We start from the raw sequence: 16,099 nt of genomic DNA on the forward strand, positions 1-16,099 counted from the left end.
AAAATTGGACGCACCCTCCTGCGACCATAAGCCCCCGGCAGGGGAATCCCATCCTCTTTTGGATGACACGACACTGTCGGCATAAAGCCGAAGCACAGGAAGATGTAGAAAATGAGCAAGTTGGTATTGATCCTTAACTGCGGTAGCTCTTCCCTGAAATTTGCCGTAATGGACGCCGAAACAGGTGAGGACATGCTGTCCGGCCTGGCCGAATGCTTCAATCTGGATGATGCACGTATCAAATGGAAACTCCACGGGGTCAAGGGCGAAGCCATGCTGGGAGCGGGTGCCGCTCACCAGGAGGCCCTCGACCATATCGTGGGTCACATCCTGCCGCAGGATCCGACTCTTGCCGAGCAACTGGTGGCCATCGGTCACCGAATCGTACACGGTGGCGAGCAGTTCTCCCGCTCCGTGCGTATCGATGACGGCGTGATCGCCGGTATCGAAGCCGCCATTCCGTTCGCCCCGCTGCACAACCCGGCCCACCTCATCGGTATTCGCGCCGCGCTGAAAGTGTTCCCGCAGCTGTCCGAGAAGAACGTGGCTGTGTTCGACACCGCCTTCCACCAGACCCTGCCGCAAGAGGCCTACCTCTATGCGCTGCCGCACAAGCTCTACCGCGAACACGGCATCCGTCGTTACGGTGCCCACGGTACTTCTCACCGCTACATCGCGGAAGAAGCCGCGAAAGAGCTGGGCAAGCCGTTGAACGAGCTGAACATCATCAACTGCCACCTGGGTAACGGTGCCTCTGTCTGCGCCATCAAGAACGGCGAATCCGTAGACACCTCCATGGGTCTGACTCCGCTGGAAGGTCTGGCGATGGGTACCCGCTCCGGTGATATCGATCCGGCCGTGGTCTTCTTCATGCACGACCAGCTCGGTTACAGCGTGGAGCAGATCAACCACACCCTGACCCGTGAGTCCGGTCTGTTGGGGATGACCGAAGCGAGCAGCGATTGCCGCTACGTCACCACCAACTACGCCACCGACGCCGGTGCCAAGCGCGCGCTGGATGTCTTCACCTACCGTGTGGCCAAGTATGTCGGTGCCTACGCCGCTGCGATGGACGGTCGTCTGGACGCCGTGGTCTTCACCGGCGGTATCGGTGAGAACGCCGCCATGGTGCGCGAGATGGTGCTGAACCGTCTGGCCCTGTTCGGCTTCAAGGTGGACAAAGAGGCCAACAACGCCGCGGTACTGGGTGGCGAAGGTCGCATCACCACCGCCGACAGCCGTTGCGCCATGGTGATCCCGACCAACGAAGAGCTGGTCATCGCTCGCGATGCCCTGAGCCTGGTCTGCTAAGTCAACCTCGCCTTGAAACAACGCCCGGCCTGTGCCGGGCGTTGTCATTTCTGGCGTACGCCGATTTGACATGGGGGAGGGGAGCGGTACCCTGACCACCACTGTTTTTGCAGCCAGCGGGCTGCCCGGTTCGGGAGAAAGCAATGAAAGAGGCGTTTTTTAACTGGTTGTCGGGCCTTGGGGTGGAAGTGACCAGCCTGATGGCGCTGGTGATCGCGCTGGGCTTTATCGTCATCACCTCGCTGCTGCTGCATATGGCGCTGCACCGGGTGTTGCTGGTCAGGCTGGTGGGGATCCTCGGCAAGGCCAAGCAGGTATGGCTGCCGCCCCAGCTGCAACAGCGCCTCTTCAACCGGCTCGCCTTCGTGCTGCAGGGGGCCGTGCTGCTCGGTCAGGCGGAGATCTGGCTGCCCCGTCAATCGGATAGCCTCAAACTTATCGAGATGGTGGCCCAGCTCTGGATCTTGCTGTTCCTGCTGCTGGCCTTCTTCGCGCTGCTCGACTGCCTGTTGTCGGTGAGCCGTTACACCCGCCTTGGTCGGGATTTGCCCCTGCGTGGCATCTTCCAGGGGGCCAAGCTGGTAGGCAGCATTCTGGTGGGGATCCTGATGATCGCCCTGCTGCTTGGCAAGTCGCCGCTGTTCCTGTTCAGCGGTCTGGGTGCCATGACCGCAGTGCTGATGCTGGTGTTCAAGGACCCTATCCTCGGGCTGGTGGCGGGGATCCAGCTCTCCGCCAACCGGATGCTGAGCGTCGGTGACTGGCTGCAGATGGACAAGTACGGCGCCGATGGTGAGGTGACCGACATCGGCCTCACCACGGTCAAGGTGTCGAACTGGGACAAGACCATCACCACCATTCCCACCTATGCCCTGATCTCCGATTCTTTCAAGAACTGGCAGGGGATGACCGAGTCGGGGGGCCGCCGCATCAAGCGTAGCGTCAATATCGACATGACCAGTGTGCGCTTTCTGACGGCCGAGGAGCAGTTGCAGCTCAAGCAGGCGCAGCTGCTGGCACCCTATCTGAGCCGCAAGGAGCAGGAGCTGAGCGCTTACAACCAGCAGCTGAGCGATGCCCTGAGCTGCCCCATCAACGGTCGTCACCTCACCAACCTCGGCACCCTGCGCGCCTATCTGGATGCCTACCTGCGCGCCCACCCCGGCATTCGCAAGGATATGACCCTGATGGTGCGCCAGCTGGCACCCACGTCAGACGGTCTGCCGCTGGAAATTTACTGCTTTACCGCGACCACCGCATGGGCCGATTACGAAGGGATCCAGGCCGATATTTTCGACCATATCTTCGCCATCATTGAGCAATTTCATCTGCGGTTGCACCAATCTCCCACAGGTTACGATATGCGTGCCTGGCAACGGGGATAAACAGGGAAACCGGGCGGGTCGGGGACGCGGAAAAAACCGCATATTAATCATCGACCCGTCGCCACTTGTCAGTTGAAATTTGCCGTGCAGAGGAGAAAAATGGCGGCCTTCTCTTCGCGCCCCTGATCCCCTCTTGATCAGCTGCCAGCCCAGAGACGTCACTTCAAGTCATCATCATGGGAAAGTTATGAAGCTCCTTCGCAATAGTGTGGCAACACTCTGCTACAGCCTGCTGCTGACCGCTGCGCCGGTTTTCGCTGTTGAATATGCTCTGCCTGCGGCCAACAGCCGTCTGGTAGGGGAGAATCTGGAATATGTGGTTCCGGCCGAAGAGAACGGCCAGCCGCTGGAGGCCATTGCGGCCAAATTCCAGCTGGGGCTCACCAACATGACCGAAGCCAACCCCGATGCGGATCCCCTGCTGGTACAGACCGGCGAGAAGCTGGTGATCCCCCAGCAACTGATCCTGCCGGATGCACCCCGTGAAGGGATCGTGCTGAACGTGGCCGAGATGCGCCTCTACTACTACCCCAAGGGTAAAAAAGTGGTGGAAGTGCTGCCCATTGGCATCGGCCAGCTCGGCACCGATACTCCGGAAAACTGGGTGACCAGCGTGCAGCGCAAGAAAGCGGGCCCGACCTGGACCCCGACCGCCAAGATGCATGCCGAATACGCCGCCCGTGGCGAGAGCCTGCCTGCGGTATGGCCGGCCGGCCCAGACAACCCCATGGGTCTGTTTGCCCTCTACATCGGCAAGATGTACGCCATCCACGGCACCAACGCTAACTTCGGCATCGGCCTGCGGGTGAGCCACGGTTGCGTGCGTCTGCGCAACGACGACATCGCCTACCTGTTCAAGCAGGTACCGGTCGGTACCCGCGTCCAGTTCGTCAACCAGCCGATCAAGGCCTCTCTCGAGCCCAACGGCGTCCGCTATCTGGAAGTGCACCAGCCGCTGTCGCGCAGCGAAGAGGAGTTCAACTCCAAGCTGCCGGCACCGCTGCCGATGACCCCGGCGGTGACCCGCTTCATTGCCCACGCCGACAGCGACTCCCAACTGGTGAAGCAGGCGCTGGAGCAGCGCAACGGCATGCCGATGGCGATCAACCGCTAAGGACAAATCCCCGTCATGACAAAGGGCGAACAGCATGCTGTTCGCCCTTTTTGTTTCTGCTGTGCTGACTCAGCTTCGTAGCAGATTTGCCTGCAGCTCGCTGCCGAGCTGATCGAGCAGCTGGTAGCGCGCCTTGTAGCTGGCCCGCTTGCGGGAGGGGATCTCCTCCAGCGTCTTGCGGGGCACCTCCAGCGGCAGGCTCATCCAGAGTTCATCCTGCACGCTGCCCTGATGCTCCTGCCACAAGCCGTCGAGATCGAACTTGACCCGATCGGCGGTGCGCTTGCTGCTCTGATAGACGTGGCTTTGGGTGCGGATCCCGAGCAGGCTCTTGCACGCCAGCCCCCGGGCCAGCTCGGCGGCCATATAGACCAGCAGGGACATGGGGCGCAGCCCGCCGCACGCCTTGGTGACCAGCTTGATCTCCTCGCTCTGCCCCTTGCCGCCCTGCAGCGAACAGATCTCGAGGGTCGGGTTCGGCGCGGGGCGCAGATTGAGGGCCATGTAATAGAGCGCCGCGTCACCCAGCTTGAGGGTCAGGCTCATCTCCCCCTCTTTGCCCATGTGGGTTTGGTAATCCAGTTGCAGGGTGAGGGGGGCCGTCAGCTTGTCGCTCTGCCACTGGGCCAGCAGCAGGCCGCGCCCGCTGTAGATTGCCAGCTGTTGCGCCTTGGGCAGCTGACGTGCCAGCTGCTGGTAGTGGCCGCTGATAAGCCCGGCTCGCAGGCGCTTGCGGAGCCCCTTGTGGCGATAGGGGTGGATCGGCTTTTCCAGAATATCGGGGAAGCGGCTGATCGCCTGCGCCAGCAGCGGTTGCTCCTGCTGCTGGCGATAGAGGGCGCGGGCGCCGGAATTGAGCCAGAGACGCCCCACATACTTGGCCCGTCGGATGAGATGACCCGACTCCTCCACCGGATGAAGGCGGCGGGCGAGGGTTCGCAGGTGTGACAGATGAGATGACATGGTGCCGACCTCTGACTGGTGTGATGAGACAGGGCGGGGAGTGTAGGAGCGGGGCGCCGGCTTGTAAAAAATGGATAGTAACAAAATGTGAAAACATAACGCTCAATAGCCGCCGTTGCGGCGATATGGCTGCCACGGCCACGGCAGGAAATCTTGCGCCATCCTCTTGATGCGGCAGATGATTTGATGCGCAAAGGTTTTTATTGTGTTTTGTGTTTGTTAAAAGTGGTTGAGCTGGCGCGAACGGCTGATTAAGCTAGGCCGGTTTTTTAGGGATGAGCCCGTCACCAGAGCGGGCAGAAAATGACACAAAACGGAGTTTTGCATGACAGCTAGCACACCCATGTTAATCACCTTCCTGGTGTATATCCTCGGAATGGTGTTGATCGGCTTCGTCGCCTATCGCGCCACCCGCAACTTTGATGACTACATTCTGGGCGGTCGCCGGATGGGGAGCTGGGTTACCGCTCTCTCTGCCGGCGCCTCCGACATGAGCGGCTGGTTACTGATGGGGCTGCCCGGCGCCGTCTTCGTCAGCGGCATCTCCGAGAGCTGGATCGCCATCGGTCTGGTCATCGGTGCCTACCTCAACTGGCGCTGGGTAGCGGGCCGCCTGCGGGTACATACCGAGAAGAACCGCAACGCACTGACCCTGCCGGACTACTTCACTTATCGCTTTGAAGATCACAGCAAGGTGCTGCGCATTCTCTCGGCGCTGGTGATCCTGCTGTTCTTCACCATCTATTGCGCCTCCGGCGTGGTGGCCGGTGCTCGTCTGTTCGAGAGCACCTTCGGCATGGATTACAACACCGCCCTCTGGGTCGGTGCCGCCGCCACCATCACCTACACCTTCTTCGGCGGCTTCCTCGCGGTGAGCTGGACCGATACGGTGCAGGCGACCCTGATGATCTTCGCCCTGATCCTGACCCCGGTCTTCGTCATCATCGCCGTCGGCGGGGTGGACAGCGCCATGATCGAGGTGGCCGCCAAGAGCGCCACCAACCTCGACATGTTCAAGAATCTGGATGTGATCGCCATTGTCTCGCTGATGGCCTGGGGCCTTGGTTACTTCGGCCAGCCCCACATTCTGGCCCGCTTCATGGCGGCGGATTCCCACCACTCCATGGCCAATGCCCGTCGCATCAGCATGACCTGGATGGTGTTCTGCCTCGCAGGCGCGGTGGCCATCGGCTTCTTCGGGCTGGCCTACTTCGCCCGCTTCCCAGAAGTGGCGGCTGGGGTGACCGGCAACCCGGAGCGGGTCTTTATCGAGCTCTCCAAGATCCTGTTCAACCCCTGGATCGCCGGTGTACTGCTCTCCGCCATTCTGGCGGCGGTGATGAGCACTCTAAGTTGTCAATTACTGGTCTGCTCCAGCGCCATCACCGAGGATCTCTACAAGCCCTTCCTGCGCAAGAACGCCTCTCAGCGTGAGCTGGTGTGGGTGGGTCGCCTGATGGTGCTGCTGATCGCGGTGATTGCCATCGCCGTCGCCATGAATCCGGAAAACCGGGTGCTGGGGCTGGTGAGCTACGCCTGGGCCGGTTTCGGTGCCGCCTTTGGCCCCGTGGTGCTGCTCTCCGTGCTGTGGCCGCGGATGACCCGCAACGGCGCGCTGGCCGGCATGCTGGTCGGTGCCATCACCGTCATCGTCTGGAAGCAGTTCGGCTGGCTGGGGCTGTATGAGATCATCCCGGGCTTCCTGTTTGCACTGCTGGCCATCGTGGTGGGCAGTCTGCTGGGCGAAGCGCCCTCAAAAGCGATGCTGGAGCGTTTCCGCGATGCCGAGGAGGAGTACAACACTCCGGCCGAGAGCGCGGGAGAGCCGGTCGCGGTGAACTGATCCCCCTTACCGCTTTCTGATTGAGAGCCCCGCCCCCGGACAAGGAGCGCCCTGGTTGGCCATCCTTGCACCGGTTTGGCGGGGCTTTGTGCTATCTGATTCACTCTTGGGCACTTTTTTATGTTCGGCCGGTGGCTCCCGGGTGCTCGCTTTCTTTTGTCTTGGCACCGAATATGGGACACTAGGCCGCCTGAAGGAGACCTAGTGCATGCGGCTATTCACCCTGATCCTTATCCTCCTGCTGGGGGGACTGCAATATGACCTCTGGCTGGGGAAGAACGGGCTATCCGATTATCAGAACCTGTCGGAGGCCATCTCGCAGCAACAGCGGGACAACCAGACTCTCAAGGATCGTAACGACCTCATTTACCGCGAGATAGATGATCTCACCTCTGGCCTTGAGGCCATCGAGGAGTTGTCACGCAACGATCTGGGTTACATCAAGCAGGGGGAGACCTTCTACCGGATCATCCCCAAAGAGAAAGACAAAGAGACAGCGCCGGACGATGAGCCCTACGATGACTGATGCCAGCCGGGTATCCGGCCTGACGGCGATCGTCCCTGCCGCCGGTATCGGCAGCCGAATGGGGGCTGATTGCCCCAAGCAGTACCTGCAACTGGCGGGTAAAACCATTCTCGAACATACCCTGGAGCGGCTGCTCTCCCACCCGGCCATCGCCCAGGTGATCGTGGCGCTGGCGCCCCACGACCGCTGGTTCGAGGCCCTGCCCGTGGCGGCCGACCCGCGGATTGTGCGGGTCGAGGGAGGCGCCGAGCGCGCCTTCTCCGTCCTCAATGGCCTCCATGTGGCACAAGGGGAGTGGGTGCTGGTGCACGATGCGGCCCGCCCCTGCCTGACTCACGGCGATCTCGATGCGCTGATTGTCGCGGCCATGGGCTGTGGCGGCGCCATTCTCGGCAGTCGGGTGCGCGATACCATGAAACGCTCCGATGGGGAGGGCAATATCATCGCTACCGTCGAGCGCGAGCAGCTCTGGCATGCCCTGACGCCGCAGATGTTCCCGACCCGTGCCCTGAAACGGGCGCTCGAAGAGGGGTTGCTGCTGGGCGCCACCATCACCGACGAGGCCTCCGCCATGGAGCGGGCCGGATTCACGGTGCGGATGGTGGAGGGGCGCGCCGACAATATCAAAGTGACCCGGCCGGAAGATTTGTCGCTGGCGGGGCTGTTTTTAAGCCAGCAGGCATAAGCCCCTCAGTCAGAACAGACCGTTCAGAGCAGAGTGTCTCGAACAAACAGGCCCGAACAAGGAGTTAGCATGATCCGGATTGGACATGGTGTGGACGTACACAAAATTGATGGGGTTGGTTTCAGCATGTTGGGAGGTTGCCGCTGATGATGCGCATTGGTCATGGTTTTGATGTCCATAAATTTGGTGGTGTTGGCCCCTGCATGCTGGGTGGCGTGCCGGTTCCCTACGAGCAGGGGCTGGTTGCCCACTCTGACGGCGATGTGGTGCTGCACGCGGTGAGCGATGCCCTGCTGGGGGCCATCGGTGCCGGTGACATCGGTCGCCACTTCCCCGATACCGCTGCCGAGTTCAAGGGGATCGACAGTCGCATCCTGCTGCGGGATGTCTTTGCCCGGGTACAGAAGGCGGGTTATGCCATCGGCAACCTGGATGTGACCATCATCGCCCAGGCCCCCAAAATGGCGCCCCATATCGACGCCATGTGCGCCGTGCTGGCCGCCGATCTGCAATGTGATTTGAACCGGGTGAACGTCAAGGCGACCACCACCGAACAGCTTGGGTTTACGGGGCGCAAGGAAGGGATCGCCACCGAAGCCGTCGTCCTACTGGTGAAACAATAATGCTGGAACAACTTGCCTATCTGCACGGGGCGCCCACTGCCCGCGGTATCCTCAAGGCCGAGGCCGCCGACTTCGTGGTCAATGAAGATCTCGGGTTTGAGCCTTGCGGTGAAGGGGAACACATCTTCGTCCGGGTGCGCAAAACCGGCGAGAACACCGCCTGGGTGGCGGGTCTGCTGGCCGATGCGGCCGGGGTCAACCGCAATGCGGTGACCTGGGCGGGCCTGAAAGATCGTCACGCGGTGACCGAGCAGTGGTTTGGTATTCACCTGCCAGGCAAGGCCGAACCGGACTTGTCGGTTATCGAGAGCGACAGCATCCAGATCCTGCAAGCCAGGCGTCACAACCGCAAATTGCGGGTTGGCTACCTCAAGGGCAACCACTTCACCCTGCGTCTCACCGGTCTGGAACAGGCCGACGGGCTGGAAGCGCGCCTGCAGGCCATCGCCACTCAGGGCGTACCCAATTACTATGGTGAACAGCGTTTTGGCCGCGATGGCAACAACCTGGAAGCTGCCAAGGCGATGTTTGCCGGCAAGCGGATCAAGGATCGCAACAAACGTTCCCTCTACCTCTCTGCCGCCCGCAGCATGCTGTTCAACGCCATTGTCAGCGCCCGTATCGAGCAGGGGCTGGCTCATCAGCTGCTGGCCGGTGATTGCGTGATGCTCAAGGGCAGCCACTCCATCTTCAGCGAAGAGAGCGTGACCCCCGAGCTGGAAGCGCGTCTTGCCTCCGGCGACGTGCAGCTCACCGCCCCCCAGTGGGGCCGTGGCCGTCTGGCCAGTCAGGGCGCCGCTGCCGAGTTCGAACAGGGCGTGCTGGCCCCTTACAGCGATTGGTGTGACGGGCTGGAGAAAGCCGGGCTGGATCAGGACAGGCGCCCCCTGCTGCTCAAGCCGGAGCAGATGAGCTGGCAGCTGGACGGCGAGGCGCTGACCCTCTCCTTCTTCCTGCCGGCGGGCGCGTTTGCCACCAGCGTGGTGCGCGAGTTAATGCAGGCCGAAGAGGCCGATCACGGTTTCAGGAATCAGACCGATGCGAATTCTGGTCAGTAATGATGATGGTGTGCATGCCGAGGGCATTCGTGCCCTCAGCGAGGCGCTGCGTGCCTGCGGCGAGGTCATTGTGGTGGCGCCGGATCGCAACCGCAGCGGCGCGAGTCACTCCCTGACGCTGGAAGTACCGCTGCGGGTTACCCGCATTGCAGAAAACGGCTTTAATGGGTGCGAGAGCTATGCGGTGAAGGGGACGCCTACCGACTGCGTGCATCTGGCGGTCAATGAGCTGGTGCGCCCTGAACCCGACATGGTGGTGGCCGGCATCAACCACGGCGCCAACCTGGGGGATGATGTCATCTACTCGGGCACGGTCGCCGCGGCCACTGAGGGGCGCCATCTTGGCTACCCCTCCATCGCCATCTCGCTGGTAGGCAAGACCCACTTCGCCACGGCGGCCCACTATGCGGCCCTGCTGGTGAAGGGGCTGATGAAACACCCCCTGCCTGCCGATCAGATCCTCAACGTCAACGTGCCGGACTTGCCCCTCGAGCAGATCAAGGGGATCAAGACCACCCGCCTTGGCAACCGCCACCGGGCGGAGTCGGTGATCTGCACCGAGGATCCCCGTGGCCAGCCCATCTACTGGATCGGCCCCCCCGGTAGCCAGCAGGATGCCGGTGACGGTACCGATTTTGCTGCCATCGAGCAGGGCTATGTCTCGATTACCCCTCTGACCATCGATATGACTGCCTATGACAGTCTCGCCGGTCTGGGGGCCTGGTTAGATCTGCAGGGATGAGGGTGGTGTGATAGTACAGCGCCTGTTAAATCAGCTCATTGCGCAGGATATTCGCGATTTTCGCGTGCTGGCGACCATCGCGAAAGTGCCGCGCCAGCTGTTCGTGGACGAGGCCATGGCGCACAAGGCGTGGGACAACACCGCCCTGCCCATCGGCCACGGCCAGACCATTTCGCAGCCCTATATGGTGGCGCGAATGACCGAGTTGCTGATGCAAAACAATCCGGCCCATGTGCTGGAGATTGGCACTGGCTCGGGCTACCAGACGGCGATCCTCGCCCATCTGGTGGAGCATGTGTATACCGTTGAGCGGATCAAGTCGCTGCAGTTCCAGGCCCGGCGCCGACTGCGCCAGCTCGATCTGCACAATGTCTCGGCCAAGCACGGCAACGGCTGGCTGGGGTGGCCCAACAAGGGGCCTTATGACGCCATTCTGGTGACGGCCGCGGCGAGCGAGATCCCGACGGCACTCACCGATCAGCTGGCCGAAGGGGGCCGACTGGTGTTGCCCGTGGGTGACAGCCAGCAGACCCTGCAGCTGATCGAACGATCCGGATCCCAGCTGACCAGCCGTATTCTGGAGCCGGTACGTTTTGTTCCCCTGATTGACGGAGATGTTGAGTGAAGTTGTTTTCCCGTTTGTACGTACTGGTTATGCAGTGGGCTCGCCACAAGCATGCCCCCTGGTATCTCTCCATCACCGCTTTCATCGAGTCGGTATTCTGGCCGATCCCGGTGGACGTGATGCTGGCGCCGATGGCGCTCGCCAAGCCCCACAAGGCGTGGCACTACGCCACGCTGGCTACCGTCTTCTCTGTGCTGGGCGCCCTGTTTGGCTATGCCCTTGGCTATGCGCTGTGGGATCCGGTCGTGCTGCCACTGGTGGAGTCTGTGGGCTATCAGGACAAGATCGAGATTGCTCGCAACTGGTTTGAGCAGTGGGGGATCTGGGTCATTTTCATTGCCAGCTTCACCCCTATCCCCTACAAGGTGTTTACCGTGACGGCAGGGTTGTTGCAAATGGCTCTGCTGCCCTTCATCATCACCTCCCTCATCGGTCGTGGCATGCGCTTTTTCCTGGTTGCGGGCCTGATGCGCTGGGGTGGCGAGAAGATGGAACGCAAACTGATGCACTACGTAGATGTGCTCGGTTGGCTCTGTATTGGTCTGGCCGTGGTGGCCTATTTCTGGTTTAGTCGTTAAGGATCCATTATGCGTTCGCGTATTTGGCAAGGAAGCAGTGTCGTGGTGTTGTCATGGCTGCTGCTTGCCTGCTCCTCCAGTAAAAATGCAGCTCCGGTAGATGGTGTTGATGAGGGGCAGTTTGTCTCGACCATTCCGGCTCGCCAAAGCGGTGCCCAGGTCAGCGCCCCCATTCAGGGCGGCAGCTATGTGGTGAAACGGGGCGATACCCTCTACTCCATCGCCTTCAACTCCGGCAACGATGTGCCGTCGCTGGCCAGCCTCAACAACATCAGCCCGCCCTACAACATCTATCCGGGGCAGCGACTGCGACTCGATGGTTCCAGCGCCAGTGTTGGCAGCCGCCGCAGTGCCGGTACCTATGAGGTGCGCCGCGGCGATACCCTGAGCAGCATCGGCCGCCAGTTCGGCATGACACCGCAGGCGCTGGCCCAGAGCAACAACCTGAGCGCCCCCTATGCGCTGCAACCGGGTCAGGTGCTCAATGTCCAGACCGCAGGCGGCGGTTCGACCCAGATGGTGGCTGCGACTCGTCCGGCAACCGTGACCCCGGTGGCCGTGAGCCGTCCGAGCAGCGGTCCGCGTCCGTTGGCCGAGCCGAGTGGATCTGGTCAGACCACGCCGTTCATCTCTCAGAAATCCGTTGCTCCGGCAGCACCGAAGGAATACGCTCAGTCCAAAGAACAAAAAATAAACAACCCCCAGTCGAGACTTGCTTGGCACTGGCCCGCAAAAGGCCGGATTGTCGAGGGGTTCTCTGTTGCAGAACAGGGTAACAAGGGGATCGACATAGCCGGCCAGAAGGGGCAACCCGTCTACGCCGCCAGCAGCGGTAAAGTGGTATACGCTGGCAGTGCTTTAAGGGGGTACGGCAAGCTGATTATCCTCAAGCATGATGATGACTATCTCTCCGCTTACGCACACAACGACGAGTTGCGGGTGAAGGAAGGGGACAGCGTCAAGGGGGGCTCGGTCATTGCCAACATGGGTAGCACGGACGCGCCGGATGTGCGATTGCATTTCGAGATCCGGTACAGAGGCAAGTCGATCAATCCGATGAGCTATTTGCCAAAGCGTTAACCCCAGAGAGACCGTCTTACTCTGGTAACGTCAGGGAGACACACCATGAGCCAAGAACAACTGGTAATGCAGGATGCAGAGTTAGAGTTTGACGCTGAACCCGAATCTCACGAGGTAGAAGAGTTGCAGGAGGTAGCCGCCGAGGCGGACGAGACTATCTCCGATGAGTTGCTGGCACCTGAGCTGAACAAGGTGATGGATGCCACGCAACTCTATCTGGGGGAGATAGGTTTCTCCCCGCTGCTCACTGCCGAAGAGGAAGTCTACTACGCCCGTCGTGCCTTGCGGGGTGACAAAGCCGCCCGCAAGCGCATGATCGAGTCCAACCTGCGACTGGTGGTGAAAATCGCCCGTCGTTACAACAACCGCGGCCTGGTGCTGCTGGATCTTATCGAAGAGGGCAACCTCGGTCTTATCCGCGCGGTCGAGAAGTTCGACCCCGAGCGGGGCTTCCGTTTCTCTACCTATGCCACCTGGTGGATCCGCCAGACCATAGAGCGGGCCATCATGAACCAGACCCGCACTATCCGTCTGCCCATTCATGTGGTCAAAGAGTTAAACGTTTACCTGCGCACCGCGCGCGAACTCTCTCACCGTCTCGATCACGAGCCGACCGCCGAGGATATCGCCTTCGCGCTGGATCGTTCGGTGGATGATGTGAACCGCATGCTCAAACTCAACGAGAAGATCACCTCGGTGGACACCCCCATAGGCGGCGATCGCGACAAGGCGCTGCTGGATGTGCTCTCCGACGAGCGCGGCATGGGGCCTGAGCTGGAGTCACAGGAAGATGATATGCGCAGCAGCATTGTCCACTGGCTGGAGGAGCTCAATCCCAAGCAGCGGGAAGTGCTGGCCCGTCGTTTTGGTCTGCTGGGCTACGAGCCGGCCACCCTCGAGGATGTGGGAGCCGAGATTGGCCTGACCCGCGAGCGGGTACGCCAGATCCAGGTGGAGGGGCTGCGCCGTCTGCGGGAGATCCTGCTGAGCCAGGGGCTCTCCATCGAGGCGCTATTTCGTACCAATTAAGCATCCGTACCAATTAAGCCCGCACCAGCTGATCAGCGCATCAGCCAGATAGCACGAGGGGAGCAATAGCTCCCCTCGTTTTTTATTGCCTGTCGTCTGGCGATGGCTTGTGGTTATACCAGCTCAGCCAGCATGGTGTCGGCGTAGGGCTCCAGCGCTTCACCCTTCTTCACCTTGGCGAGATAGTCCGGGTTGGCGATAAGTGGACGACCGATGGCCACCAGATCGAAGCGGTTAGCCTCGATGGCCGCAGCGGCGCGCTCGGCGTCGTAGTTACCCACCCCGACCAGATTGCCCTTGTAGTGGGCACGCAGATAGTCGGAGGCACGGCCACCCAGATAATCGAAGGTTAGGTTGTCATCGAAGATGCCGAGGTGGATATAGGCCAGCGGGCGATCGTTCAGCTTGCCCAGCAGATAGTCGAACACGGCGCGATCTTCCGGGCTGCCCGCCAGATGGACATAGGCACCCGGGGAGAGGCGAATACCAACCCGATCACCGCCGATGCGGGCGCTGATGGCATCGACCACTTCCAGCGCGAAGCGGCTCATCTTTTCCGGGCTGCCACCATAGTTGTCGGTGCGCAGGTTGGTGGAGTGGTGCAGGAACTGGTCGATCAGGTAGCCGTTGGCACCGTGAATTTCCACCCCGTCAAAGCCCGCCTCGATGGCGTTGGCTGCGGCTTGGGCGTAATCCTGTACCAGTTGGGCGATTTCGGCCTCGGTCAGGGCGCGCGGCACCTGATAGGTCAGCTCGCGCATGCGGGGCACAGTGCCCTCGTGCGCCACGGCAGAGGGGGCCAACACTTCAGCCTGATGGAAGAAGGGGTGGGAGAGGCGGCCGACGTGCCACAGCTGGGCGAAGATCTTGCCGCCCTTGGCGTGTACGGCACTGGTCACTTTCTTCCAGCCATCGATCTGCGCCTGGGTGAAGAGGCCCGGTGTATTGGGGTAGCCCTGCGCATCGGGGCGGATGATGACGGCTTCGGAGACAATCAGGCCGATGTCGGCGCGGCGGCCGTAATAGGCAGCCATCTGCTCGGTCGGCACCAGACCTGGGCCTGCCATGCAGCGGGTGAGCGGGGCCATCATGAAACGGTTGGCCAGGGTCAGAGTGTCATTGAGTCGATACGGCTGAAACAGGGTATTCATGATAGGTTGTCCTGAACGGGTTATTCTTGAACGTGCATTCAAGACGTTTTTTGCGTCGGGCGCAAGCTTTTTTTGAATGCGCATTCAAGAAGGTTGGCCCGAGCGGGCGGCTGGGGTAAACTTGCCGCCCTTTCCAGCCACTCTTTATCGGCGGGCTCTGTTGCCCCTTGCCGGTGAACCATTTCCCACGGGAGGAACCATGCGCATAGCCGAGTTTGATCGGGACGAGGTACTGCGAAATGCCATGGAAGCGTTTCGCGCCAAGGGATATGCCAAGACCACCATGCAGGAGCTGGTGGCTGCCACCGGCCTGCACCCGGGCAGCATCTACGGCGCCTTTGGTAACAAGCGAGGCCTGCTGCTGGCGGCGGTGGATCATTATGTCGAGGGCAAACGCACCCTGCGCCGCTCCCTGCTCGACAACCCGAGCCCGCTGGCGGGCCTTGCTGCCTATCTCGACCGGATTGTGGGGGAGGCGCTCTGCGGCTCCTGTCTGGTGACCCGCGCCATGATGGAGCTGAGCGAGCAGGATGAGGAGCTGACCCAGCGGGTCAAGGGGATCTATGGCGAGCTGGAGCAGGATCTGGCCGAGTTGCTGACACAGGCGCAGGCCAAGGGTGAACTGGCCCCGGATAGCAATATCCACACCCTCACCGCCATGCTGCTGATCAACCTGCAAGGGCTGGTCACCTTCGCCCAGTGCCGCCCCGATCGTCCCCTGCTCGACGACGTAGTCGCCCAGCTGATGCGGGCCCTGCGGGCGTAAAAATAGTCAGTGGATAGGGTGTCCCCTTCTCCGTTTTTGCTTTTTGAATTGAGGAGAAGGGGTCAATCGGATTGGTGTAATGAGAGCAGGATAAAATCCAGCGCGGAGTTGAGCCTGCCCAGTACATCGTTATTCCACACTCGTATCACCCGAAATCCCTGCTGATTGAGATAGGCTGTCCGAGCCTCATCATGCATCTGGTTCGCTAGTGTTCCATGTTGCGAACCATCCACTTCGATGACCAATCCCTGTTCAAGGCAGATGAAGTCCACCACATAGGGGCCGATGGGCATTTGGCGGCGAAATTTCAGCCCCGCCAGACGGCGATTGCGCAACTGTTGCCACAGTTTCTGCTCTGCCTGTGTGGCATCTCGTCTCAGTCGCTTGGCAACACGGTTGCTCTCCATTAATTGCTCCCACTCTGTATCGTCTTATAGATATAGCTAGCTTCCCATCTGTTTACCGGTTGGGTATTGCGTCCCCCCACCCTAGCCCTCTCCCAATGGGAGAGGGAACAGATCGAGTTGTGGTTGGGATTGGGCTGATCATCACTGTGTTCATTGCCGGATTCGAGCAGGGGAAGCTGGATTGGGTAATAGGAAGATAAATTTAAGTTTTTG

17 protein-coding genes are annotated in these 16,099 nt (G+C 60.8%); 14 read left to right on the forward strand and 3 right to left on the reverse strand.

Translation table 11 applies throughout. The features are described 5' to 3' along the window. Positions 1–111: 111 nt before the first annotated feature. From G5315_RS13725 to G5315_RS13735, 3 genes are all read left to right on the forward strand, one after another. Positions 112–1,311, forward strand: a complete 1,200-nt coding sequence (locus tag G5315_RS13725; RefSeq protein ID WP_005354534.1) for an acetate kinase — start codon at positions 112–114, stop codon at positions 1,309–1,311. A 143-nt stretch (positions 1,312–1,454) separates the two neighbouring features. Then, a complete protein-coding gene (locus G5315_RS13730) occupies positions 1,455–2,696 on the forward strand; it encodes a mechanosensitive ion channel family protein (RefSeq protein ID WP_005335524.1) in 1,242 nt (413 codons plus the stop codon). Between the two features lie 187 nt (positions 2,697–2,883). Next, positions 2,884–3,810, forward strand: a complete 927-nt coding sequence (locus tag G5315_RS13735) for a L,D-transpeptidase family protein (protein ID WP_005354531.1) — start codon at positions 2,884–2,886, stop codon at positions 3,808–3,810. Positions 3,811–3,879: 69 nt separating this feature from the next. On the opposite strand, the gene G5315_RS13740 is transcribed toward G5315_RS13735, so the two are convergent. Next, complete coding sequence (locus G5315_RS13740) at positions 3,880–4,773, reverse strand: VirK/YbjX family protein (protein ID WP_421333216.1); 894 nt, start codon at positions 4,771–4,773, stop codon at positions 3,880–3,882. 325 nt (positions 4,774–5,098) lie between these two features. On the opposite strand from G5315_RS13740, the gene putP reads away from it, so the two are divergent. The 10 genes from putP to rpoS all read left to right on the forward strand — a co-directional run bounded on the left by putP (position 5,099) and on the right by rpoS (position 13,562). After that, positions 5,099–6,616, forward strand: a complete 1,518-nt coding sequence (putP, locus tag G5315_RS13745; RefSeq protein ID WP_005354514.1) for a sodium/proline symporter PutP — start codon at positions 5,099–5,101, stop codon at positions 6,614–6,616. A 208-nt stretch (positions 6,617–6,824) separates the two neighbouring features. After that, positions 6,825–7,142 (forward strand): cell division protein FtsB, encoded by a 318-nt coding sequence (ftsB, locus tag G5315_RS13750; protein ID WP_005335520.1) that lies wholly within the window; start codon positions 6,825–6,827, stop codon positions 7,140–7,142. Then, positions 7,135–7,827 (forward strand): 2-C-methyl-D-erythritol 4-phosphate cytidylyltransferase, encoded by a 693-nt coding sequence (gene ispD / locus G5315_RS13755; RefSeq protein ID WP_110303496.1) that lies wholly within the window; start codon positions 7,135–7,137, stop codon positions 7,825–7,827. Before ftsB ends, ispD begins: the two co-directional genes overlap by 8 nt. A 146-nt stretch (positions 7,828–7,973) precedes the next feature. Beyond that, positions 7,974–8,450 (forward strand): 2-C-methyl-D-erythritol 2,4-cyclodiphosphate synthase, encoded by a 477-nt coding sequence (gene ispF / locus G5315_RS13760; RefSeq protein ID WP_005335518.1) that lies wholly within the window; start codon positions 7,974–7,976, stop codon positions 8,448–8,450. Next, on the forward strand, positions 8,450–9,508 hold the full coding sequence (gene truD / locus G5315_RS13765) for a tRNA pseudouridine(13) synthase TruD (protein ID WP_005354508.1): 1,059 nt from the start codon (positions 8,450–8,452) through the stop codon (positions 9,506–9,508). Before ispF ends, truD begins: the two co-directional genes overlap by 1 nt. Beyond that, positions 9,489–10,250: a 5'/3'-nucleotidase SurE gene (gene surE / locus G5315_RS13770; RefSeq protein ID WP_040068372.1), complete on the forward strand. Its 762-nt coding sequence runs from the start codon at positions 9,489–9,491 to the stop codon at positions 10,248–10,250. The genes truD and surE overlap by 20 nt, the downstream gene beginning before the upstream one ends. Before the next feature lie 7 nt (positions 10,251–10,257). Further along, positions 10,258–10,875: a protein-L-isoaspartate(D-aspartate) O-methyltransferase gene (locus G5315_RS13775; RefSeq protein ID WP_005335507.1), complete on the forward strand. Its 618-nt coding sequence runs from the start codon at positions 10,258–10,260 to the stop codon at positions 10,873–10,875. Beyond that, positions 10,872–11,453, forward strand: a complete 582-nt coding sequence (locus G5315_RS13780; protein ID WP_005354505.1) for a YqaA family protein — start codon at positions 10,872–10,874, stop codon at positions 11,451–11,453. The genes G5315_RS13775 and G5315_RS13780 overlap by 4 nt, the downstream gene beginning before the upstream one ends. A 9-nt stretch (positions 11,454–11,462) precedes the next feature. Then, positions 11,463–12,533, forward strand: coding sequence for a LysM peptidoglycan-binding domain-containing protein (locus tag G5315_RS13785; protein ID WP_421333217.1), 1,071 nt, complete (start codon positions 11,463–11,465; stop codon positions 12,531–12,533). A 45-nt stretch (positions 12,534–12,578) separates the two neighbouring features. After that, the gene (gene rpoS, locus G5315_RS13790; protein ID WP_005335504.1) at positions 12,579–13,562 is read left to right on the forward strand and encodes an RNA polymerase sigma factor RpoS; all 984 of its coding nucleotides are present in this window, start codon (positions 12,579–12,581) and stop codon (positions 13,560–13,562) included. Between the two features lie 113 nt (positions 13,563–13,675). Here the strand turns inward: rpoS and G5315_RS13795 are convergent, their stop codons facing one another. Further along, complete coding sequence (locus G5315_RS13795) at positions 13,676–14,713, reverse strand: alkene reductase (protein WP_376889094.1); 1,038 nt, start codon at positions 14,711–14,713, stop codon at positions 13,676–13,678. 199 nt (positions 14,714–14,912) lie between these two features. On the opposite strand from G5315_RS13795, the gene G5315_RS13800 reads away from it, so the two are divergent. Then, on the forward strand, positions 14,913–15,479 hold the full coding sequence (locus G5315_RS13800) for a TetR/AcrR family transcriptional regulator (RefSeq protein ID WP_376889092.1): 567 nt from the start codon (positions 14,913–14,915) through the stop codon (positions 15,477–15,479). 62 nt (positions 15,480–15,541) lie between these two features. Here the strand turns inward: G5315_RS13800 and G5315_RS13805 are convergent, their stop codons facing one another. Continuing rightward, complete coding sequence (locus G5315_RS13805) at positions 15,542–15,886, reverse strand: endonuclease domain-containing protein (RefSeq protein WP_376889090.1); 345 nt, start codon at positions 15,884–15,886, stop codon at positions 15,542–15,544. Between the last annotated feature and the right edge of the window lie 213 nt (positions 15,887–16,099).

The organism is Aeromonas sp. 603607 (assembly GCF_049171595.1).
Taxonomy (GTDB): Bacteria; Pseudomonadota; Gammaproteobacteria; order Enterobacterales; family Aeromonadaceae; genus Aeromonas; species Aeromonas veronii.